Origin of the sequence: Faecalibacterium sp. Marseille-Q0746, assembly GCF_017377595.1 — a bacterium.
Classification (GTDB): Bacteria; Bacillota; Clostridia; order Oscillospirales; family Ruminococcaceae; genus Faecalibacterium; species Faecalibacterium duncaniae.
Genome location: NZ_JAFREI010000021.1, coordinates 1 through 19,790, shown reverse-complemented (window position 1 = coordinate 19,790; position 19,790 = coordinate 1). Strand labels below are relative to the sequence as shown.

Genomic DNA, 19,790 nt, shown 5'->3' with positions numbered 1-19,790 from the left:
AGCGCCTACCTTAAAACAGGCCAGACAGCAGAGGGATCAGTGTAGTGCCAATGACGATGATGCCGCCACCCGCCATGAGCTGTTTCATACCCAAATAGGTGTAGGAAACCGGCTCGATGGCGGGCGGCGGCGTGTCAAGAAATATCTATGGAGTTTTTTTAGAACCGCCCCGGCGGGGCAGGTCAGGCTGTGACCTGCTCCACTTCCGGGAGGGGTTTGAGATTAAAATGAATTTCGATAGAAATGTGTCTTGTTTTATCGCTGTCTATGCTCTCATGGACAACGATTTCTTTAATCAGGCGATTAAGGGTAGCTGCGTCCAGTTCCGTGATGTCGGCGTATTCCTGAATGGCTTCTACCCACTGGCGGGCGTCATACGCAAGCCGGATTTCATCGGCCAGCTTCTTCCGGCCTTCCTCAACCCTCGCCTTCAACTCGGCCTGTTCCTTCTGCGTCTTTTCCATCAGCAGATTGAAGTTTGCTTCGCTGATACGTCCGGCAACCATATCCTCATACAGCCGCAGAACCATCTTTTCCAGAACGTCAATCCGTTCCTCGTCTTTGGCAAGGGAGCGTTCCAACGCTTCCCGCTGGCCTTTCTGCTCGGCTTCGCAGGTGTCGGACAGCTTCCCGGCAACGGCTTCCCCGTCCATCAGGGCGGCTCTGGCACACTCCCGGATTTTGTTCAGTACAAGCCGGTACAGGGTGTCGTACTCAACCCGGTGCTGGGAACAGTGCTGTTTCCCGTAGGCATTGTAGGTCTTACAGGAATAAATCTGCTTCGGGTGCTTCTCGTTGGTGTAGCGGATAGTCAGCGACTTCCCGCACTCGCCGCATTTGATAAGCCCCGCAAACAGGCTGATTTCCCCGGTCTGGCGGGGGCGCTGCCGGGATTTCAGCTTGCGCTGCACGATGTCAAAGGTCTTGCGGTCAACAAGCGGCTCATGCTGGTTCTCCACGACAATCCATTCCTCCGGCTTCTTCTCCCCGATGGTGCCGATTTTGAAGCGGTATTCCTTCTTCTGGGAAGCGATAGCGCCGGTATAGACGGGATTCATCAGGATGTCCTTAATCACGGTAAAGTCCCAGATATACCGCCCATTTACCGGGTCTTTCTTTTCCCACTTGGTTGACACGTTCCGCAGCCCCCGTACCCGGTTCCAGTAGGTCGGGCAGGGGATTTTTTCTTCTTCCAGCCTGCGCCGGATGTAGTTGGGGCCGTGTCCTTCCAGCGCCCACGCAAACAGACGCCGGACAATGGGTGCCGTTTCCTCGTCAATCAGCAGGTGGTTTTTGTCCTCCGGGTCTTTCTGGTAGCCGAAGGGGGCAAGGCAGCCGGTAAACTGGCCTTTCTGCGCTTTCAGCAGATAAGAGGAATGAACCTTCTTGGAAATGTCCTTGCTGTACATCTCGTTGAGGATGTTCTTGAACGGCGCAATGTCGTTGTTGTCCCGCATGGTGTCGATACCGTCATTCATGGCGATATAGCGCACGCCGTGGCGGGGGAAGAAATCTTCAATCAGGAAGCCGGTCTGCAAATAATTCCTGCCTAACCTCGATAAATCTTTCGTTATCACAAGGTTGGCCTGCCTGCGCTCGATGGCTTTCAACATCCGTTTCAGGTCGGGGCGCTCCATGTTCAGCCCCGTGTAGCCATCGTCCTGATAGACTGCAACAACCTCCCATCCCTGCTTCTCGCAGTAGTTTTCCAGCATATCCCGCTGGTTTGCAATGCTGGCGCTCTCCCCGTCAAGGTCATCGTCCTTGGAAAGCCTGCAATAAATAGCCGCCCGGAAGCTGCCCGCCAGTATTGCGTCCATGCCTGTATATTCCATTCCGTTCATCATAACCGTTTACCCGCACAATCCAGACGGAACACGGTCATGCTGAACCTTGTCTTTATTATACTCTAAATCTTGCTTTTTCGCAAGATATTCTTTATCATTTCTCTGGCTGTATTTCTGTGCAATCAGGCTCACGAAAACGTCCGTAGCGTCCAGTTCGCCGTCAAATACCGTTGTGACATGGATTTCAGTTTTGTTTTTTGCCATAGGCAGTTACCTCCATAAATGAAATAAGCCAGACAGGAGAGGGTCGGCAACGAAGTCCGGCAACGGGCTTCAAAAAACCTCGAAAACAATCTCTGTCTGGCGGGTTATTGTTTATTTACTTTTTCTTTTATTTTTCTGTTGCTTTGGTTGTCAGAGGGGAGAAAAGCCCGCAGTTACGGGCTTTTTCCCGGCAACCGGCTCGGCAACGGGATAGCAACGGGGTCGGCAACCGGCTGTGATTTTCCCGGATATTTCAGAAGGGAAGTTCCATCTGCTCCGTGACTTCCACAAATCCGTCCGGCGTTTTTTCACGTCCGTTGTCAGCGCCCGTTGCCGGGGCTTCCTGTTCCCAGCCCTTCTGCCTGCCGTATCCTTCAAATATCCGGGGATTGGAGAAATACTTCCATCCCGTGATACAGTGGTTCATGATGTCATTGACCTCCCGGATTTCCCATTGCTTCGGCTCGTCAAAGGGGTGGTTCAGGGCTTCTTTGAAAAGCTGCTTGGAGCATACGGCGCTGCCAGTGTAGCGGTCAAGGTATGCCTGTATCATCCCGGCCTTGGTGTCCTCCGGCATGAAATCCCGCTGGTGTTCTTTGAGGTACTGTATCATTTCGGGCGTAAAAGACAGCTTAAAATCGCCACTTTTGTAGGTTGTCATGGCTTCCGCCCATACCTGTTCAATATAGGCTCTGGAAGCGGCTTCATCGTCCAAAATGTGTATCTCGGCCTGTCCGGGGTAGACCATGACCGGCAGGAAGCGCCGGTTCCCGGAACGGTCAAGGGGCAGGAAGTCCAGCGCATTGGAAGTCCCGCCGAACACGCATTGCCGCAGCCTGTCCTCCGGGTGGGTTTCGTAGGGGATTTTATAGACCTCCTTCTGGCGGCTTAAAAATGACTTGATTTCCTCTATGCTCTTGGCGTTTGCGGTGGCAATCATCTCCGACATTTCAATTATCCAGTGGCCTTGTAGCTTGCGGTACACGTTATCATCGTCCAACTTCCGCAAATCATCGGAAAACCACTCGTCTTTTACGGCCAGCAGCCGGAAGAAGGTGGATTTCCCGGCTCCCTGACCGCCAACCAGACAGAGCATGACCTCAAACTTACAGCCGGGGCAGAAAGCCCGGTGGATGGCTCCCAGCAGGAACAGCCGCAGGGAATGGTAAGTGAAGTTGTCTGTGTCGGCTCCCAGAAAGTGACGCAGGCAGTAGCGGATACGCTCTTTCCCGTCCCAGACAAGGCCGTTCAGGTAGTCCCGGATGGGATGGTAGCTGTTGGCGTCTGCGGCCAGATCAGCGGCGTCTGCTATCTTTTTCTCGCTTGTCAGGCCGTAGGTATCTTCCAGATACAGCCGGATATATTTCATGTCCGTGTCGGTCATGGCCTTGCTGCCGGTTCTGCGTTTCCTGCCGATGGGCTTTAGAAGGTCAATACGCTCGGTCAGGAGATTTTTTGCAACCGCCCCGGAAAGAATGGGGTCATACTGGAACACGGTCAGGCAGTTGTGGATACTGTTCCGCACGCCGCCTTTCTCGGTGCCCTCCAGCATGGCCTTGACTTCCTCAACGCTCCGGGGCGGGGGTGCGGCTTCGATGGTGTCCGTCACGGCCTGCCGCAGTTCGGGCGGCAAGGTCTGCCATTCTCCGCTCAAGGTTCCTCACTTCCTTTCCGTAGCTGGTAATCAGGGCAGCCCGTTCCCCTATGTCGGAGAACAGCAGCACATCCAGCAGATATTCCACATGGGATTGTTTCTGCAAGGCTTCCACGAAAAGCGGGTGCCATTCTTCCTCCGGCGTCTTGGGGGCATAGTCCCGCTTCCAGCGGCGCAGCAGATTGTGATAGTCGGACAGTACCCGGAAGCAATATCGCTCCATGCGCTTAAATTGCTGTTCCGGGCTTTCCTTCCGGGGATTTCGCTTCGGGCGGCTCCTGCTTGGTGGCTCCTTATCCTCATAGGGGATGGAGAAGTCCTGCGCCAGCATGAGGGCGGCTTCCCTGGGGCTGACGTTTTCCAGACGGGAAACAAAGTCAATCACATCCCCGTCTGCCTGACAGCCGAAGCAATGGAAGCGCCGGTCAACCTTCATGCTGGGGTTTTTATCGTCATGGAAGGGGCAGACGCACATCCCGTTTCTCCCTACCAGGATACCGTAATGCTCGGCAGCCTGCCGGGTGGTAACAGACTGTTTCACGGCTTCAAATACATTCAATAGGCAAATCCTCCTGAAAATAGAAAAAGCGCCTGTCATTCTCACGGGGAAAATGGCAAGCGCCTGATTGGTTAAAGTTCCATATCCTGTTTTTGCTGGCGGCGGGGCTGCTGGTGTTTCTCTGCCTGTTCCTCCCGGATACGCTGCTCCCGGCCTTTGACCGCCTGCTGGATGGACGGTTTCTTTCCCGGCTCTGCGGTCTGGCGGTACTGCTCGGATGGTAAAACCTGATTGAGCCAGTGGCGCACATCCCGCAAAATCTTTACATCCTCCTGTACGGCAGTCAGCGCTTCCGTCTTGGAAGCGATATTCTCTGAAAGCTGTGCCTGTTCCCCGGCCAGCTTCTTTGTGCTGTACTTCGCCCCATCAAGGTGAACCTTGAAATACCGCAGGGCAGCGTTGTAGGCGTCCAGTTCCTCCTTATGGTCGGCGGCAAATTTCTCCTTGGGTTTCTTCCAGCGGATAGCGGCATATTTCGCATGAACCGGCTTGTTTGCTTCAAAGTTCCCGATATGGAAAAGCAGCCGGTCAATCTCTTTCACACGTTTCTCCATCGGCCTGATTTCCTCACGGATGGAAACGGCCTGTGCGCTGGCTTCATCCAGATAGGCGTCAAGGCTCTCTACGGTGGAAATCTCTTTCTGCCGCAGGAAGTCAAGGGCTTCCATAACCTTGTTGAAATCGCCAACGGTTCCTTTTAACTTCCCCTTGGAAGTCCAGCCGGTACGTTCCTCGCTCCGTTTATCCAGATACCGGGAAAGCAGTTCGGGGATGGTCGGCTCCTTTGCCTGTTCCAGCGCTTCCAGCAGCGCCGCCTTTTTCTCTTTCAGGCCGGACAGCCAGCCCTTTAAGCTGCGTACCATCTGCCGGATAGACTGCATGAGGGAATTGGCGGCTTTGATGTCCCGGTTCAGGTTGCCGATGTTGGTCTGTATGCCTTTTTTCTCCAACTGGCTGACCGCTGGCCCCATGTGGACAGTGGGGATTTTATCAATCCCCTGTCGGACATAGGAGCGAAGGTCAAGGCGCTCCGGGCTGCCGATGGCTTCCAGATAGCGGTTCGCTGTGTCAGCCCAGCCCTGCCGCCATATCTCAGCGTACTTCTGGTCGTTCCAGTCCACGGTATCCTCCTTGTGGCTTTTCCATCTGCCGGACGCAAGCCGGATACGCTCGCCGTTCTCGTCAAGGTCGTAGACCTTCCGGCTCTTGGGAAGCCACTTGCCCTGTTCGTCCATCGCCCGCATGGTAAGAAGGATGTGGGCGTGGGGATTTCCGTCCCCCTTGTCATGGATGGCAAAATCGGCAATCATGCCCTTGGAAACGAAAAACTCCCGGCAGTAGTCCCGGATAAGGTCGGCGTACTGTGACCGGGGAAGTTCCCTCGGTATGGCAAGCACGAACCTCCGGGCAAGCTGGGAGTTCCATTGTTTTTCGATGGCTTCGGCGGCGTTCCACAAGGTATTCCGGTCTGCGTACTCCGGCGGGGCATGGGGCGGCAGCATGATTTCGGTGTGGACGATTTCGCTTTTATGGGAATAGTATTTCTGTTTCTGGTCGTATTCGGAAAACAGCCGTTCCCCGCTCTGGTAGGCGGCAGACGCAACGGCTGACTGGCGCTTGCTGCGCTGGATGATTTTCACATCAAAGTGCGGGCATGGCAAGTCGTGTCCTCCTTTCTCCCGGCGTCCGGGCAAAAAAAGAGCAGGGAACCTGTTTCAAGATTTCCTGCTCGGTGGTGCCGCCGGTGGGCGGCTGGTATTCAGTTTTGAAAGTTCGGGTCAGGTTGGCCCGATGATGGGATATTTTACAACTCAAAATTCCTATCTCAAATCAAAAAGAACGCTTTCATAGTCCTTTACGAAATACTTTATATTTGTGCGTCCTTTCTGAATAATTGTGTGGCCTTCTGCTTCCAGTTTTTCCTTTTGTGCTTCTATACCGCCGGGATATTTTGCGTTCAATTCCCCGTTTGCCTTTAAGGTTCGCCAATACGGGGTTTCATCTTCGGAACGCTGGTAACTCGCCCATGCTGCAATAGATACAAAAATTCCTGCTGTAATAGGCTCTGTGAAATCCGCTCCATTCAGTTCAGCAAAATATTCACGGATTTTTCCGACAGTAATTACTTTGCCATAAGGAATTAGTTTCATTACCTTGTCATAATCGATTGGCGGGGCAAAATACATTCTGCTTCCGCCATATTTCTCAATGCTTTTCTGGTCGGTAATGGTCTGAAATTTAGGCATATCCTTGCTATCGTGTAGCATGGCATTAAAATCTTTTTTATCTTCATTCGCCATTTCTCAACACCTCCTGCCTTAATTATAGTGGAGTAGACTACTCCATGCAATGAGACGGTTTGAAAATAATCTTGAAAAATGTAATTGTGATTGGATTTGAATAAACTTGCTGAACGGGAACAGCTTGCAGCGCAAGGTGTTTCCGGGCGGCAAGTCCACAAAGGGGTAGCTGGCGGCAGCCAGCGCAGGGGAAGTGTAGCTTCCCCTGTGATGATTGGCTGGAGCCGGAACGCTGCGGGCAATCATCCGCTTTCCGCAGGAAGCCCCGGCAGGGCGCAACACACTACCTTCAGGTGGTGTATAGTTGCGCCCTCTTTCAGAGGGGCAGTCCACGGGCTGCGGCTCTGAAAGCAATCATGGCCGTTTCCGGCCTGCGTCCTCTCCCTGAAAATTACCGTTACCGGCAAATACTTTTTCCATGAGCTGACGAGTGCTGTCTTTGTGGAACAGCAGCTTCAAGAACAAACTGACCTGTTCATCCGTGATGGCTTCCGGGTGGGGAAGGTAGCTTTCCAGCATGGCGGCTCTGGTGCAAAGCCGGTGCGTCCGTTCCTTCCGTGTCAGCGTCTTTATCTGGTGTTCCAACATCTTTTCTTCATGCTGCGCCCTCTGCAGCTTCTTTTCCGTTTTCTCTATCTCCTGATTGAGTGCTTCCAGCTTTTCATTCATAGGCGGCTGTCCTCCTTTTTCGGAATGAGTACATATATCTTGTTGGGTTCCCCGAAGCTCTGACGCACTCGCAGTATCAGTCCGGCGTCCTCCAATTCATTCAGGGAACGCTTCACGGTCATGGTGCTGCGGGCAAGTGCCGCCGCCAGTTCCACGATGGGGAAATGGATAAATAAAATCCCATTGGTGTCCTCTATGCCGGATACAAAAACAATATCCAACATCCGGGCGTACATGACCTTGGCGGTGCTGCTGATCGGGAGCCGCAGCATGGCTCTCGGCAGCGGCATACAGGGCGGCAAGGGGGTGTCTGCGGTCATAAATTCAACTTCCATTCAATCGGTGTCCTCCTTTACTTTTCGTTTTGAGCGTTTGGAAAGATAATGGGGGCAGTCCACAATGACCGCCCGGAAACTCTGCTTGCAAGTACGCTGGCATTTCCGGCAAAGGTCGTTGTACGTTACCCGCCCCCGTTCATTGAGGAAGAAAGACAGTTCCAGCTTCCTCTTTTTCGGCATTCTCGGCATGGTGCCTCCTTAAACAAAAATCCGCCCATTTCAGCCGTAACAGCCGCAATAGACGGATAACAGATTTTAGTGTTGTGTTTCGGGGCGATTTTCAAGGGAAAAGCGGCCATAGAGCCGCCCGGAAATCCCCCGTAGTATTACGGATAGGGTAGACTATGCCCTATCGGATTGTTGTGTTTCGGTATCAATTCGGTGTTCATTTTCGCCGGTTCTCCCTGATGTCGTTCCTGCCCCTGGCTCTCACAACGGCGTTTCGCTCCCTTTGGTACGCTCGTTGCGGTCATGGTTCCTCCATTTCCCTGCCGCAAGTCGTTGCGCTACATCGCCGAGGAGCATATCCCATACAGGCCGGTCATTCGATTGGAATAATCCATCGATGAACTAAGCCCATTATGGCACATTTTTGAGCCTTCTCCCGTATATCCACAAAGTAGGAAAACCGTCCCAAAAACGAAAATTTCCACGATTGCGGAACGGGTATGGTATAATGGGATGGACGGCGGCAGCCAGCCGCAGGAAGGAGCGATGTATCTATGAAAACCCGCATTTCCGTACAGGAACGCCTGAAAGATTTACGGGTGGAACGGGGCTTAAATCTGGAAGAACTGGCGCAGGAAACCGGCATTTCAAAATCAGCCCTCGGCAGCTATGAAAACGACAACGATGAATACAAGGAAATCAATCACGGCAGCCTGTTGAAGCTGGCAGACTTTTATCAGGTGTCCGTTGACTATCTGCTCGGCCTTACCAACAATCGGAAATATGAAAACACGCCGATAGAAGAATTACATTTGAGTGATGAAGTCGTGGAACTGCTGAAAAGTGAACGCTTCAACAACCGGCTGCTGTGTGAGATTATCTCCCATGAAAAATTCAGGGAACTGTTGGCAGACGCAGAAATCTATGTGGACGGGATAGCAACCATGCACTTTCATGACACAAACAGCTCACTGGCTGCTTTACGGGCTATGATACTGGAAGAACATCCCGAAGCTACGGCAGACCGGGCAATCAAAGTATTGGAAGCCTGTCAGGTAGAGGAAGAAGATTTCTTCTGCCATGTGACGCACAAAACATGGGATGCCATTCTCCACGACATACGCAAGGCGCACGAAAATGACAGTGAAAGTGCGCCGGATACCACGCCCGCCGATGAACTGATACGGGAAGTACAAAAGGCCATGCAATCGCCGGGGGACAGGGTTCAGCAATTCACGGAGATATTCTGCAAGGCGTTTCAGCTTAAATATAAGCGGCTCTCACAAGAGGAACGAAGCCTTTTGAAGAAGCTGTTCAAGAAATCCCCGCTGATAAAACAGTCCGGTATGAACTTCCGGCGCAGGCCGTGGAAATGAAAACTGCCGTTGTGGGAATGGTTGTTCCTGCAACGGCAGCTTTGATTATATATGAATTTGGAAATCCTGAAACTTAAACAATCCATTTCCCTGTTTGAGTTTTCCGGCTCTCTCTAATTGTGCAAATCCGGCTTCAATATCGGCTATCAAAGAAACGGGAATATCCAACTGATGGTGTCCGGGCAGAACTTTTTTTATATTGTATTTCCGTATTCGCCTTATAGATTGATAGAATAGCTTCGGGTCGGTAGTTGGGTAAAATGCGTCCAGGCTTCCCTTGTATATCAAATCCCCGGAATACAAATAGTTTCGTTCTGGTTCGTAAAAGCAACAATGTCCGGGAGAATGTCCCGGCGTGTGAACAACTTGAATTTCCCGCCCGCCTAAATTTAGAAAATCGCCATCGTGTAAAATTCTTTGTGGGATACCTTGAAAAATCTGATAAGCGTTAATATCAAAATCTCTTGGAAAATCACAAGGAAGCCTTGTCAAATTATTCTTCACAACTTGCAATGGTATCGGAAACCTGACCGATAGCCAGTCCTTTTCCGCTTCATGTACGGCGATATTATCAAAATACTTATGCCCGCCAATGTGATCCCAATGAACATGAGTTGTAACTGTCATAACAGGCAGCTTTGTCAGAGAGTCCACAATTTTTCTGATGTTGGAAACGCCTAAACCTGTATCAATGAGAATAGCATATTTTTCCCCACATAATAGATAACAATGTGTTTCTTCCCAGTGCTTGTATTCGCTAATAGAGAATGTATCACGGTCTATTTGCTCAATGGTAAACCAATTATCCATTCCGCATAATTACCTCCAGCAACTGAATTTCCAGTTAAAACCACTTTGCATTTTCATCTCTGAAATGTGGTATATTGCCATCTTTATAAGGGTCATACCGATTTTCGTTACAACCAAATTCTTTTAAGAGAGCAATCTTGCCATCTGGCGTCCATTCTATCAGTGACATTCCATCAAACGCTTCTACGTTACCGGCGTCCATCTTATTTTTGAAATACCATTCAACAATGGTTTGATTGCCTTTATGGAAAAATTGCTTGATGTCCCATTGCAAGACAGTTCCACGGGTATTCCATTCCTCAAACCAAAGTTTTATTTTCTTGGAGCCGTGGTACTCTGGCCCCCAACTTTCAATATATACGGCATTATCAGAAAATACATTAAATATACCCAAATCTTTTTTTGCAAGCCACATATCAAACCAAAGTCTGATAATTTTTTCTCTATTGTCCATTTCGCAGCGCCTTCCTTGTCAATTTAATTTTTCAGCGTCTTTGTCCTGCTCTAATTCAATTACATCCAAAATGCCACAATTCAGGGCTTCGCAGATACGAACCAGCGTTTCCATGCTGATGTTTTTGCCTTTACCCATGTTGGCAATCATATTTGTGGTAAGACCGGCGGCAATCCGCAAGTCCTCTTTCCTCATATTGCGCTCAACCAGCGTGTGCCAGAGGGGTTTATAGCTTATGTGCATTTATCCTCCTGCCTTTCTCCCGGTTCCGGGGTTTCTGTTCCCATTATATCAAAGTTCTTGCTATTCCACAAATATTTCTTGACACAACCGCCGGTTCCGTCTGGATTGTGCTTTTCCTTTCTTTTCTTGATTACATCTACTTAGCCATAAGCTGCTTCATGCCCTGGGACTTGGAGCCCGGGTTATCCGAGCCGTAGCCCTCCAGCAGATTGACCACACCCCATACGCCAAGGCCAGCGCCGAGAGCGATAACGAGGGTCTGTAAAGTGTCGATTGCAGATGAGAAAAATGCCATATAAGCCTCCATTTCTCCGGGATTTTCCCGGTAACAAAAAAGCCGCCCATGCAGGCGGCAGGTTACAAACTTCGGGACACTTTGTCTCGAAGCATTTATGCAAAGGCGTCTGGATCGTCGATGTCATCATAGTTGAGGATGTCCTCGTCCTCTTCCGTGAGTGCATCGTCCGGCACAGTCACCTCATACATCGTACACGCCTCGTTCAGACCGGGCCGCCTGCGGCGGTTAATGAGCCTGTCGAGGTCAAAAGCGTTTTTCTGTTTATCGGCCTCCGCCGTATAGCGGTAGTTCGGATGCCGTTTCAGATCATACTTGGGAGAGAAGAACGGGGGCAGGCCCCGAAGCTGCAAAATACATTTATCTCCCGGCATGGTTGCAAGTTCGGCTGGGGTCATCAGTTCCCGGCCCAGCCGCTGGGTATTTTGACTGTAGCTTTCCGACTGACCACGGGAGCGGCTGTCGGTCTGCATACTGATTGTGGCTTTTCCCAGCCAGTTCTCGGATATTTCCTTGATGGTGCTGGCTTCGCGGCCACCAAGGAACACCACGCTGTCCATGTTGCCGAGGATTGTCTCGGCGTGCTTATCGTAAATGGCCTTGCATTGTGCCAACTGCTGATACAACAAGCACAAACTCACCTCACGGGAGCGGATGACCGCGACCAGCTTTTCGAGCTGGGGCACCTGTCCCGTGTTGGCTGCCTCGTCCCATAGCACCCGTACATGGTGCGGCAGGCGGCCACCGTGAACATTGTCCGCCCGTTCACACAGGAGGTTGAACATCTGCGAAAATGCAAGTGCCACTAAAAAGTTGTAGGTCTGCGTGGTATCGGAAATGATGAAGAATACCGCCGTTTTCCGATCTCCGATGCGGTCAAGCTCCAATTCGTCATAGGCCATGACTTCACGAAGCTGCGGGATGTCAAAGGGAGCCAGCCGCGCACCGCAGGAAATTAAAATGCTTTTTGCCGTCTTGCCAGAGACGAAAAGTCAAGGACTTTTTCATCAAATTCAAAAAGAAGTCACATTTTGCGGACTTCCTCACGGAGCATACGCTTGATTTTGTCCTCCATCGTCTCCTTGGCGGTCTCGCTGAAATGGACACGGACGATATAGGTGGTCTTGCCAATCTGCTTTCTGACAGTAGGGCAAGTGGCGGTGTTGGTTGCGGTATTGTTCATTCAAAGTCCTCCTGTAAATGAAAAATGCCCGGTGACTGTTCATCATCGGGTGATGTCGGTATGAGGGAACAAGGCAAGGCGGCAACATTAAGGTATCTATAAAAACCTTGCCGTCTTTGCCACGCTTGCCGTGTTCCTGTTGTCAGTCTCGGAGATAGCAGACCCATGCTGTGCCGTCTTTCTCGGTCACAAGTCTGTCCCCGATACGGCTCTTTGCCGTTCTCATGGTGCGTGAGGAAATCCCACGCTCATTGACTGCCTTTTCCAGTTCTGCGCTCGGCATACGCTTTCCGTCCGCAAGCAGTTCCAGAATGAGCATTTGCGCCTGTGCGGTCTTGCTCTCGGTCTTGGCGGTGTCCGTCCCGGCAAGAAGCTCGTCAGCGGTAATGTCATAAGCCCCTATCCATTCAAAACCTTTCTCGTCTCCCAGAGAAAAGGCAAGAGACTGACCGGGCGGCGCAAGGGAGCTTTTCTCATGGATAAGCACCCTCGTTGTGGGACTGTCCTTCAGCTTGCCAATAAACAGCAGACTGCGGACTGCCGCCGTAATGTCGATAGACCCCAATCCCCGGTAGGTGCTTTGCGTTCCTGCGGCTTTGTTCAGGTGTCCAATCAGCACGATAGCGCACCCGGTAGCCTGTGCAATGTCTCCCAAACTGCGGAATATCGGGCGCACCTCGTTTGCTCTGTTCATGTCCACATCTGCGCCCAGAAACGCCTGTACCGGGTCAATGATAACCAGCCTTGCGTTGTTTTCCCGGATTGCCCTTGCTATGCGCTCATCGGCAAGGGTCAGCGGTGTGTCCCTATCGTCAATGACAAGCACTCGTTCAAGGTCTGCGTCAGCTTCCATCAGCCGGGGCTTAACGGTATCGCCCAAACCGTCCTCGGCGGTCTGATAGATGATGTTGAAAGGCTCAAGGGTCTCCATACCAGGTAAAGGCTTTCGGTTGGTGCAAGCCGCCGCAAGACGCATGGCAAAGTAGGTCTTACCCTCGCCGGGGTTGCCCTGTATAATCGTCAGCTTTCCAAAGGGGATATAGGGAAACCATAGCCAATCCACGCTCGTAAGCTCCACATCTGCCATGCGGAGCATGGGAACAGGCTGGGCGGTGGGCAGCTCTCGCAGCGTGATTGTCTCGGCTATGAATTTGCGGCTGGGAATGTCCCCTTGCTGACGGAGAACATCGTTCCAGTCTTTCCTTGCCGGGACAAGGCGAATGACGGCGATCTCACCGGGAATGTCCTGTGCCAGTCGGGTGCAGGCTTCACTTCCTGCGGTGTCGCTGTCAAGGCAGAGGAACACTTTTCGGGTGTCCTTGCGTTCAGAAAGAAAACGGTCAAGGGCTTTGCCTGAAACGCCGCCCAGGGCAAGGTAGCTCCTTGTCTGCCAGTCCTGCGGATAAAGGCAGATAAAGGACAAAAGGTCAATCGGTGCTTCAAAGACAAAGAGCTGGTTGCCGTTTCCCTCATAGTGGAACGGATAGGATTTGTCAGACCCGGCAATGTCCTGTCTGAATGGGTCTGCCGTTCCTCGCACATGGGCGTATCTCGGCGTACCGCTTCGGTCTCTGCCGACAAACACAACATTGTGCCGCTTTGCGTCCTCGTAAATATCCCCGGAAAGAAGAAAAGCCTCAACAAGCGTTTTGTTGAGACCTCGGCTTTCGCAAAGATATTGAATTGCTCTGTCGGCTGTTCTATTGTGCAAGGGCAAGTGAAACGCTGTGGGCGGTGCTGTGCTGGCTTCGCTCTGTCCCTCGGCGCTTTCGCCGGTTAAGAGCTGGACTGCTTCGGGAAAGGACTTGCCGTAAAACTCCATGACAAAATCAATGGGATAGCCGCCCTTGCTCTGGCTGTGGCGAAACCACTTGTTTCCCCGGACGGTCAGGCTGTCATGTTCTTTCCAGCGGTATTCCCGTCCGCTTTTGATAAGCGTCTCTCCCTGTGTGCGGAGAAAATCTTCCAGACTGACGGCGTTTGCCCGGTCAATCTGTGCTTGGGTGTACTGCATGGGCATCCTCCTTACTTCTTGAAAACAGCGCATCGTCTGCAAATGCCATGCTCACGCTCGTCCAGCGTGTAGGGGCAGTTCGCACATTCCTCGCCGTACTGTCTCATGATAACAGGCAGATAGCCCAGCTCCTGCAACATATCAATCTGGCGGTCGGTGAGGGTGGCTTCAAAGGCAAGGCATTTCCGGGTGTGTTCGTCCAGCTCGATCAGGTCGGAAAGCGGTCTGCCATCGGTCAAAGCTTCTCCGCTCAAAAGGCGTTTTGCCGTTCTGCGGATGGGGTTGTACTCGTTCTTCCAGTCGTATTTTTTCATCGTGTCATATCCTCCTTTTTGTGTCGTGTTTTGGGTCGATTTTGGAGCTTTTGTTCCTCTGTGCGCTCGTTAAATCGGGCAGCAGTATCTACACATGACTTGACCTTCCAAAGGCGGTGTAAATCGTCTCTGACGGTCTTAAACTCGCCATAGGTGGTGTTGTGCGCCTGTTCCAGCTCGTCATACTCTTCGGTCAGCTTTTTCATATCCACCTTGCCGTCCGGGAACTCCCCGGTCAGCTTGCGTCTGGCGGCGTAGAACTGTTTCAGTTCCGCTTCATGCTCTGCCTTGTACTTGGCTCTGGGCTTCTCAAACTTGATTTTCTGCAAGCCGTCATAGACAGGCTTCAAGCTCTGGAAAGCAGCGGAGCTGTCATAGAGCTGCTTAATTGCTTTCATTCGGGCGGTCTGTTCGTCCAGCGTTTTCTTCAAGCTCTCTGTGGCAGCACTGTGTTCGCTGACACGGCTTTCCAAATCTTCAAGGGAGTAAATGCCGTTTGCCCGGAGATAATTGAAAGTCTCGTTCATCTCCTTTAGATTGCTGACCTTGCCTTTCTGCGAATACGCCCCGGCTCTGCGCTGGGTGTAATAGGCGTTCAGCAGAGAAACAAGGTCGGGTGCCTGCGGCTTGGCAATCTCCGCTTTTGCTTCGGCAATCCAATCGAACAGGAGAGCGATTTTCTTCTTGATGTCCCGGATAACGGCATTGGTTGCCTTGATCCAGCGGTTGAACTCGCCCTTTTCGGTGCGTATACCTTTCTTCTCCATTGCCCGGACGGTTGCGCCCTCATGGACGGTGGGAAGAAGCTCCACGCCTTGCCGTTCATAGCTGCGGTGGTCGATACGAACATCAATACCTTTTTCCGCAAACTTGGCATTGCACATCTCCGCCCATGCTTCACGCCAATGTTCCAGCGTTTCGGGACTGCCCCAGTCGGTAGTGGGAACGGCGTTGAAAACAAACTCTCCGTTCTGGTCTCGGATACGGTTGCCGTCCTCGTCCAGTTCGTACACCCGGCGTTGCTTTAGTCCCCATTTGCCGTTCTGCTCGATGGGACGGATGGGGCAAAGCACATGAAAATGTGGATTGGGTATGCCGCCGTCCTCACGGTCTGGCTGGTGTACGGCGAAGTCAACCACCATGCCCCGGCTCACAAAGTTCTCCAACAAAAATTGCCTTGCAAGAGCGATGTTTTCCTCAAGGGAAAATTCATTCTGCAAGGCAATGTCAAAGCTGTATGCAAGCTGGGCGTTCTTTCCACGCTCGGCTTTTTCCACGGCATTCCACAAGGTCTGACGGTCTGCAAATTCCGGGGGAGCATGGGACGGCAGGAGAATATCGGAGCAGATCACGCCGCCCTTTCTGGTGTAGTCGCTGTACTCGCCGTAATACTCGCTATACAATCGCTCCCCGGCTCGGTAGGCGGCAGAAGCGATAGCGGACTGTCCTGCGCTTCGCTTAGTCTGCGTGACGCTCAGATGAAATAGTGCCATCGGCTTTCAACTCCTTTTCTCTGTTTGCTTGGCTGATGTGGGTAATCGCCATGTGACGGACGGCTTGCTGGACTTCGGACAGAGAAAAGATGTGTTCCATCAGCTCTGTCATTTCGGTGCGTGTGAGATCTTTGACCTCCGGGGCAAGGCTCTCAATCGTGCCGCCCAGATTGCAAAGGCGGTGGGTGCGCTTGGTGCGTTCGCCTTTCTCCAGATACTTCTTTCTGTTCTCCAGACGCTCCAGCTTGTGCTGTTCCTGTGCAAGCTGCGTCTCGGCTCGTTCCTTGTCGGCTCGGAGCTGTTCAAGGGTTTTCGGTTTTGCCATTGTGCTTGACCTCCTTTTTTGATTTTGGGGATAAAAAAAGACCGCCGACTTTTCGCATAGTGCGACCAGTCAACGGTCAGTTTTTCGGTATTCAGTTGTTGTGTTCAGTTCGGTAAATTGAAGTTGGTCAAAGTTGTTGGCGAAGATATTCCACAACATTTCCATTCGTATCATAGAAACAGATGTTTCCTACATTGAGGGGCAGGACAATGGCGAAAGGCTTGCCACTATCAATATCAATCACCTGAATGCCGTTGCCATCATCTACTTCAAGTCGAACAATATTTTGGGTATTCATTGAGATAAATGCCCTTTCGTTATTTCCCTCAACAACAAACTCTGCAATGTAATCATCAACCTCAACTATATCTCCACCACCACGGAAGAAATATCCAAAAGACAAGCCAGGGCGATTTACATAGACAGAAAAAGTGTGGTCTGTCTTGTCCTGTGGGTAAGAAATAAATGCAGCCATTGTGTCGGAAATGCTTCCATCAACAATCCAATCATCCAAAATTTTTTGAGATTGGCGAATGTCTGCTTCTAAACTGTTTGCGGTTTTACCAATGTCATTGTTTGCATAAAGGAAACCGAAAACCAACACACAAGCCAAAATAACACCCAAGAGGATTATGGGTAATTTCTTTTTCATAGAATCACACTCCTTTATCAAATTAAGATTCTTGATTTTCAAACTTGCTGGCGGCGAACGGTTTGTCAAAACCGTTTGCGGACGGCAAGTCCACAGGGGATAGCCGCTTTAGCGGCGCAAGGGGGTGTAGCCACCTTGACGGAACGAAGTGACGAAACATTCTCGGTCATGCAGTTTTCTTCTGCTGACGGAGAATGAAGCTCCGCAGGACGCACCACTCTCGACAGAGAGTATAGAAGTGCGCCCTTAGAGTTCTAAGGGTATTTTTAGATAATTGGGAATGTTTCTTTGTCAAACTGCGTAACATTGAACACGATACGCCACTCGACATCATCACCAACCGGTTCAAAGTGCAGAGCAGAACAAGCAGCATGAAGTTTTTCTTGTGAATTTGTTCCATATATAACTGCTGTCGGACCATCTGCACCACCAATAACACCAACAACAAAACAGGAACTACTGCCAACTGGACGGAACGAATGATCGTCTGGTGTAACTTCTATCGGTCTATCGCCTTCATCACAGTCAAAAACCGAAATGTTCTCCATCGGTTCAGGGGTAAGTGTATAACTCATGGCAATATAATGTGTCGGATAAATCCAGCGATCAGAACCAAAACTATTTTGAGGAACTGTCTGCTGTTCTATTTCCTGCACGGTCAGTGTATGGGTTATTCCGCTAACAGGATGGGAAAACATAAATGAATCTCCGGGTGCGTGAACTTTGAAATGTGAGCCTGGAACTTGTCCTGGTTGCTGCTCCATTGTAAGAAAAAGTTTATTGATTTCAGGGTGATGCTTGGTTCCCCAAGGAAATACGTCTCTGCATATGACCCAGCCATAAGTACTATCCAGCCCATAATGGTCGATTGCCCATTTTGCTTCCAACTCATTGATAACGCCATCTGGCAGACAAGGATTAAAGCTCACAGCGCAGCCATGGGTTGTCTGTAATATTTTCTCGTTTAACTTCAAGCAAGGTTTGAAGTTAAAACAAAGTGGGTTTTCCCATTCCATCTGCATCTGTTGCTCACGGGTAAAATTTTCACATGAGTCATTTTCCCAGTCCAGATTCCATTTTTTCATGAAGTCACGGATGCTTTCTGAATCAACTCGCATACAAAAATCAACGACAAGTCCTTTGCTACATGAATAAGCTGCCGGAATTACCCAATGATATCCAGCCCAATCGAATTGTTTATCCAGCTTGATCTCTTTTCCGGCACGGTCTTTACCTCGATGTCCCCAGAAATCTCCATCAAAGTAGACCTTCCATTCAGGGGCAACCAATTCTGCCTCTGAAGTCATATCATTATCGTAATAATCTTCTGTGTATTTAATCTGACTGTAATCAAAGGAAGATTGCAGGTTTTTGATATATGTCCACGGTTGTTCCATAGGCAACAAATTCATCTTCTCTGAAATTTCCGATAAAGTTTGCTGTTGTTCCTGGGTTGTAGGGTTTTCATTGAGAAAGGCTTCAAACTGTGCTTCGTTCCACATCCACGCTTGTTCCACTGCCGCCACATCACCACAAGCCAGTATAAGCCGCAGAAAGTCGGTAAAATTTTCAGCTACTGGATGAACATAATCAGGAGAAGTATTCATGGGGCTGACAGAGAAAACCATCTCTCCAAATCCACGAATGAAACAGAAGTGGATACCATCTATCCCTGCCCATCCAAAAACCGATGCCCCTTTTGGGGTACAAAAATAATTTGTATTATCCTCACGGAGTTCAACTCCCACAGGACTTAAATCGACACCCCGCTGTAAAAATTTTTTCAAAATTCTATTCATTAAGCATCCCCCCATAAAATTAGTGCTATCACGCTCTTTATTGTAGTAAATTTTATCACAAGAGTGTGAATAAATCTACTGGCGAATGCTGAAACCGCCCGAACAGTTTCTTTCTGCTCAGGCGGCTTTCTTCATCTATTTTTCTTTCTTCTGCTGCACTTGTTCATGGGCTTCCTGCTGAACATCAGCCCAGCGGAAAAGCCATACTTGAAGTGACTTTCACTTTCTTCACATTGGGCGATTGCTGTCTGCGCCCGGAGTTCCTGCACCAGCTCATAGTCCTCTTTGCTGAGCCGCTGGGACAACTGCTCCATGAGCTTTTCACAGGCTATGACTGCCTTTCGGTATTCCGGTGATGTAGGTACAACTGTCTCGCAGGGATAAAACTCCCCATTATACATGGCTTCCAAAATCATAGCTTTACCTCTCTCAACAGTAGATTAGTTCCGTCTTGATGATTTCCTCTGCCCGGCAGCGGATGGAGTTCATTGACTGCACCCATAACATCTGATTTTCCGCTTTCATGGCTTCGGTCACGCCCTCGGCTTTCATCATCTGCCGGATAATCAAGTCCAGCCTGTCTGCCGCCTGCTCGTTCAGATCGGCAACGACGGTGTGGAGCCTGCCGGACAAAATTAGCTCGTTGTAAAGCATGGGACGGTGCAATTTCAGATAGGACTGGTGCAAGCGTCCCCAATGCCCAATAGGTCGGCGTTCCTCCGGCAGCTTCAAGTCCGGCACATAGTAGTCGCCCACCAACACATAGTCCATACCGTTCTCATGGATTCTCGGTTTCAACTCTTTCATAAAATCACGCTCCCTTTCTCGGTCCCAGCTGCGGCAAACTGCTCACCGGGATAAATACCCCTCTGGCAATATCCTCGGTGCGGATTGCCTGTTTTCTGGCTTCAATCTCCGCTTTTTTCTTGGCTTTCGTGCGCTCCTCATACTCTTTCTGTTTACCATTGGCTTTCCGCTTCAAGTAGTTCTGGTGGAGCCTGTCCTTGCGTTCCTCACGCTTGCGGATTTCCTCTAATTCCTCCGGGGTAAGCTCCACTTCGCCAAACGCAGGGGGAACGAAACGACCCACGAA

At 50.6% G+C, this 19,790-nt stretch carries 23 protein-coding genes and 3 pseudogenes; 1 reads left to right on the top strand and 25 read right to left on the bottom strand.

The window, feature by feature from the left end; translation table 11 throughout:
- Positions 1–10: 10 nt before the first annotated feature.
- The 10 genes and pseudogenes from J3351_RS11555 to J3351_RS11510 all read right to left on the bottom strand — a co-directional run.
- Positions 11–91 (bottom strand): annotated as a pseudogene (locus J3351_RS11555) (Maff2 family mobile element protein); the annotation flags it as partial.
- A 91-nt stretch (positions 92–182) separates the two neighbouring features.
- Positions 183–1,847 (bottom strand): recombinase family protein, encoded by a 1,665-nt coding sequence (locus tag J3351_RS11550; RefSeq protein WP_015514789.1) that lies wholly within the window; start codon positions 1,845–1,847, stop codon positions 183–185.
- A 6-nt stretch (positions 1,848–1,853) separates the two neighbouring features.
- Complete coding sequence (locus tag J3351_RS11545) at positions 1,854–2,051, bottom strand: hypothetical protein (protein WP_015514788.1); 198 nt, start codon at positions 2,049–2,051, stop codon at positions 1,854–1,856.
- Positions 2,052–2,304: 253 nt separating this feature from the next.
- Complete coding sequence (locus tag J3351_RS11540; protein ID WP_025579734.1) at positions 2,305–3,603, bottom strand: virulence-associated E family protein; 1,299 nt, start codon at positions 3,601–3,603, stop codon at positions 2,305–2,307.
- Positions 3,604–3,616: 13 nt separating this feature from the next.
- Positions 3,617–4,264 carry a CHC2 zinc finger domain-containing protein gene (locus tag J3351_RS11535; protein ID WP_025579733.1) on the bottom strand — a complete coding sequence of 216 codons (648 nt, stop codon included), beginning with the start codon at positions 4,262–4,264 and terminating at the stop codon, positions 3,617–3,619.
- Between the two features lie 71 nt (positions 4,265–4,335).
- On the bottom strand, positions 4,336–5,925 hold the full coding sequence (mobQ, locus tag J3351_RS11530; RefSeq protein WP_096241072.1) for a MobQ family relaxase: 1,590 nt from the start codon (positions 5,923–5,925) through the stop codon (positions 4,336–4,338).
- Between the two features lie 159 nt (positions 5,926–6,084).
- Positions 6,085–6,564, bottom strand: a complete 480-nt coding sequence (locus tag J3351_RS11525) for an MGMT family protein (protein ID WP_015514786.1) — start codon at positions 6,562–6,564, stop codon at positions 6,085–6,087.
- Between the two features lie 354 nt (positions 6,565–6,918).
- Positions 6,919–7,233, bottom strand: a complete 315-nt coding sequence (locus J3351_RS11520) for a DUF3847 domain-containing protein (protein WP_025579729.1) — start codon at positions 7,231–7,233, stop codon at positions 6,919–6,921.
- Positions 7,230–7,568 carry a DeoR family transcriptional regulator gene (locus J3351_RS11515; RefSeq protein ID WP_207697787.1) on the bottom strand — a complete coding sequence of 113 codons (339 nt, stop codon included), beginning with the start codon at positions 7,566–7,568 and terminating at the stop codon, positions 7,230–7,232. Before J3351_RS11515 ends, J3351_RS11520 begins: the two co-directional genes overlap by 4 nt.
- A complete protein-coding gene (locus J3351_RS11510; protein ID WP_172455309.1) occupies positions 7,569–7,760 on the bottom strand; it encodes a hypothetical protein in 192 nt (63 codons plus the stop codon).
- Between the two features lie 533 nt (positions 7,761–8,293).
- Between J3351_RS11510 and J3351_RS11505 the strand changes: the two genes are divergently transcribed.
- Entirely contained in the window at positions 8,294–9,115 is an 822-nt protein-coding gene (locus J3351_RS11505; protein WP_025579723.1) for a helix-turn-helix domain-containing protein, read from the top strand.
- A 45-nt stretch (positions 9,116–9,160) separates the two neighbouring features.
- On the opposite strand, the gene J3351_RS11500 is transcribed toward J3351_RS11505, so the two are convergent.
- From J3351_RS11500 to J3351_RS11430, 15 genes and pseudogenes are all read right to left on the bottom strand, one after another.
- On the bottom strand, positions 9,161–9,925 hold the full coding sequence (locus tag J3351_RS11500; RefSeq protein ID WP_015540951.1) for an MBL fold metallo-hydrolase: 765 nt from the start codon (positions 9,923–9,925) through the stop codon (positions 9,161–9,163).
- 34 nt (positions 9,926–9,959) lie between these two features.
- The gene (locus J3351_RS11495; protein ID WP_025579721.1) at positions 9,960–10,379 is read right to left on the bottom strand and encodes a nuclear transport factor 2 family protein; all 420 of its coding nucleotides are present in this window, start codon (positions 10,377–10,379) and stop codon (positions 9,960–9,962) included.
- A gap of 18 nt (positions 10,380–10,397) precedes the next feature.
- Positions 10,398–10,622, bottom strand: a complete 225-nt coding sequence (locus J3351_RS11490; protein WP_015540949.1) for a helix-turn-helix transcriptional regulator — start codon at positions 10,620–10,622, stop codon at positions 10,398–10,400.
- Positions 10,623–10,758: 136 nt separating this feature from the next.
- Complete coding sequence (locus J3351_RS11485; RefSeq protein WP_207697786.1) at positions 10,759–10,917, bottom strand: Maff2 family mobile element protein; 159 nt, start codon at positions 10,915–10,917, stop codon at positions 10,759–10,761.
- A gap of 95 nt (positions 10,918–11,012) precedes the next feature.
- Positions 11,013–11,900 (bottom strand): annotated as a pseudogene (locus J3351_RS11480) (VirD4-like conjugal transfer protein, CD1115 family); the annotation flags it as partial.
- Between the two features lie 41 nt (positions 11,901–11,941).
- Positions 11,942–12,100 (bottom strand): transposon-encoded TnpW family protein, encoded by a 159-nt coding sequence (locus J3351_RS11475; RefSeq protein WP_002596227.1) that lies wholly within the window; start codon positions 12,098–12,100, stop codon positions 11,942–11,944.
- 142 nt (positions 12,101–12,242) lie between these two features.
- The gene (locus J3351_RS11470) at positions 12,243–14,114 is read right to left on the bottom strand and encodes an AAA family ATPase (RefSeq protein WP_207686922.1); all 1,872 of its coding nucleotides are present in this window, start codon (positions 14,112–14,114) and stop codon (positions 12,243–12,245) included.
- A gap of 11 nt (positions 14,115–14,125) precedes the next feature.
- On the bottom strand, positions 14,126–14,428 hold the full coding sequence (locus J3351_RS11465) for a hypothetical protein (RefSeq protein ID WP_024729653.1): 303 nt from the start codon (positions 14,426–14,428) through the stop codon (positions 14,126–14,128).
- Positions 14,425–15,921 (bottom strand): MobQ family relaxase, encoded by a 1,497-nt coding sequence (gene mobQ / locus J3351_RS11460; RefSeq protein WP_207697785.1) that lies wholly within the window; start codon positions 15,919–15,921, stop codon positions 14,425–14,427. Before mobQ (J3351_RS11460) ends, J3351_RS11465 begins: the two co-directional genes overlap by 4 nt.
- The gene (locus J3351_RS11455) at positions 15,887–16,246 is read right to left on the bottom strand and encodes a DUF3847 domain-containing protein (RefSeq protein WP_207697784.1); all 360 of its coding nucleotides are present in this window, start codon (positions 16,244–16,246) and stop codon (positions 15,887–15,889) included. Before J3351_RS11455 ends, mobQ (J3351_RS11460) begins: the two co-directional genes overlap by 35 nt.
- A 127-nt stretch (positions 16,247–16,373) precedes the next feature.
- Positions 16,374–16,898 (bottom strand): hypothetical protein, encoded by a 525-nt coding sequence (locus tag J3351_RS11450; RefSeq protein ID WP_015516227.1) that lies wholly within the window; start codon positions 16,896–16,898, stop codon positions 16,374–16,376.
- A 266-nt stretch (positions 16,899–17,164) separates the two neighbouring features.
- Complete coding sequence (locus tag J3351_RS11445) at positions 17,165–18,697, bottom strand: hypothetical protein (RefSeq protein ID WP_015573038.1); 1,533 nt, start codon at positions 18,695–18,697, stop codon at positions 17,165–17,167.
- 131 nt (positions 18,698–18,828) lie between these two features.
- On the bottom strand, positions 18,829–19,113 hold the full coding sequence (locus J3351_RS11440; RefSeq protein ID WP_005944778.1) for a DUF6809 family protein: 285 nt from the start codon (positions 19,111–19,113) through the stop codon (positions 18,829–18,831).
- 13 nt (positions 19,114–19,126) lie between these two features.
- Positions 19,127–19,504: a TnpV protein gene (locus J3351_RS11435; RefSeq protein ID WP_005944774.1), complete on the bottom strand. Its 378-nt coding sequence runs from the start codon at positions 19,502–19,504 to the stop codon at positions 19,127–19,129.
- A 4-nt stretch (positions 19,505–19,508) separates the two neighbouring features.
- Positions 19,509–19,790 (bottom strand): annotated as a pseudogene (locus J3351_RS11430) (DNA recombinase); the annotation flags it as partial.

What these genes read in the sequence shown, in the direction of transcription:
- J3351_RS11450 (WP_015516227.1), bottom strand. Translation starts at nt 16,898, where the DNA reads ATGAAAAAGAAATTACCCATAATCCTCTTGGGTGTTATTTTGGCTTGT.
- J3351_RS11435 (WP_005944774.1), bottom strand. Translation starts at nt 19,504, where the DNA reads ATGAAAGAGTTGAAACCGAGAATCCATGAGAACGGTATGGACTATGTG.
- J3351_RS11545 (WP_015514788.1), bottom strand. Translation starts at nt 2,051, where the DNA reads ATGGCAAAAAACAAAACTGAAATCCATGTCACAACGGTATTTGACGGC.
- J3351_RS11525 (WP_015514786.1), bottom strand. Translation starts at nt 6,564, where the DNA reads ATGGCGAATGAAGATAAAAAAGATTTTAATGCCATGCTACACGATAGC.
- J3351_RS11550 (WP_015514789.1), bottom strand. Translation starts at nt 1,847, where the DNA reads ATGATGAACGGAATGGAATATACAGGCATGGACGCAATACTGGCGGGC.
- J3351_RS11440 (WP_005944778.1), bottom strand. Translation starts at nt 19,113, where the DNA reads ATGATTTTGGAAGCCATGTATAATGGGGAGTTTTATCCCTGCGAGACA.
- J3351_RS11540 (WP_025579734.1), bottom strand. Translation starts at nt 3,603, where the DNA reads ATGCTGGAGGGCACCGAGAAAGGCGGCGTGCGGAACAGTATCCACAAC.
- J3351_RS11510 (WP_172455309.1), bottom strand. Translation starts at nt 7,760, where the DNA reads ATGCCGAGAATGCCGAAAAAGAGGAAGCTGGAACTGTCTTTCTTCCTC.
- J3351_RS11500 (WP_015540951.1), bottom strand. Translation starts at nt 9,925, where the DNA reads ATGGATAATTGGTTTACCATTGAGCAAATAGACCGTGATACATTCTCT.
- J3351_RS11470 (WP_207686922.1), bottom strand. Translation starts at nt 14,114, where the DNA reads ATGCAGTACACCCAAGCACAGATTGACCGGGCAAACGCCGTCAGTCTG.
- J3351_RS11455 (WP_207697784.1), bottom strand. Translation starts at nt 16,246, where the DNA reads ATGGCAAAACCGAAAACCCTTGAACAGCTCCGAGCCGACAAGGAACGA.
- mobQ (WP_207697785.1), bottom strand. Translation starts at nt 15,921, where the DNA reads ATGGCACTATTTCATCTGAGCGTCACGCAGACTAAGCGAAGCGCAGGA.
- J3351_RS11465 (WP_024729653.1), bottom strand. Translation starts at nt 14,428, where the DNA reads ATGAAAAAATACGACTGGAAGAACGAGTACAACCCCATCCGCAGAACG.
- J3351_RS11475 (WP_002596227.1), bottom strand. Translation starts at nt 12,100, where the DNA reads ATGAACAATACCGCAACCAACACCGCCACTTGCCCTACTGTCAGAAAG.
- J3351_RS11495 (WP_025579721.1), bottom strand. Translation starts at nt 10,379, where the DNA reads ATGGACAATAGAGAAAAAATTATCAGACTTTGGTTTGATATGTGGCTT.
- J3351_RS11490 (WP_015540949.1), bottom strand. Translation starts at nt 10,622, where the DNA reads ATGCACATAAGCTATAAACCCCTCTGGCACACGCTGGTTGAGCGCAAT.
- J3351_RS11485 (WP_207697786.1), bottom strand. Translation starts at nt 10,917, where the DNA reads ATGGCATTTTTCTCATCTGCAATCGACACTTTACAGACCCTCGTTATC.
- J3351_RS11445 (WP_015573038.1), bottom strand. Translation starts at nt 18,697, where the DNA reads ATGAATAGAATTTTGAAAAAATTTTTACAGCGGGGTGTCGATTTAAGT.
- J3351_RS11515 (WP_207697787.1), bottom strand. Translation starts at nt 7,568, where the DNA reads ATGGAAGTTGAATTTATGACCGCAGACACCCCCTTGCCGCCCTGTATG.
- J3351_RS11505 (WP_025579723.1), top strand. Translation starts at nt 8,294, where the DNA reads ATGAAAACCCGCATTTCCGTACAGGAACGCCTGAAAGATTTACGGGTG.
- J3351_RS11520 (WP_025579729.1), bottom strand. Translation starts at nt 7,233, where the DNA reads ATGAATGAAAAGCTGGAAGCACTCAATCAGGAGATAGAGAAAACGGAA.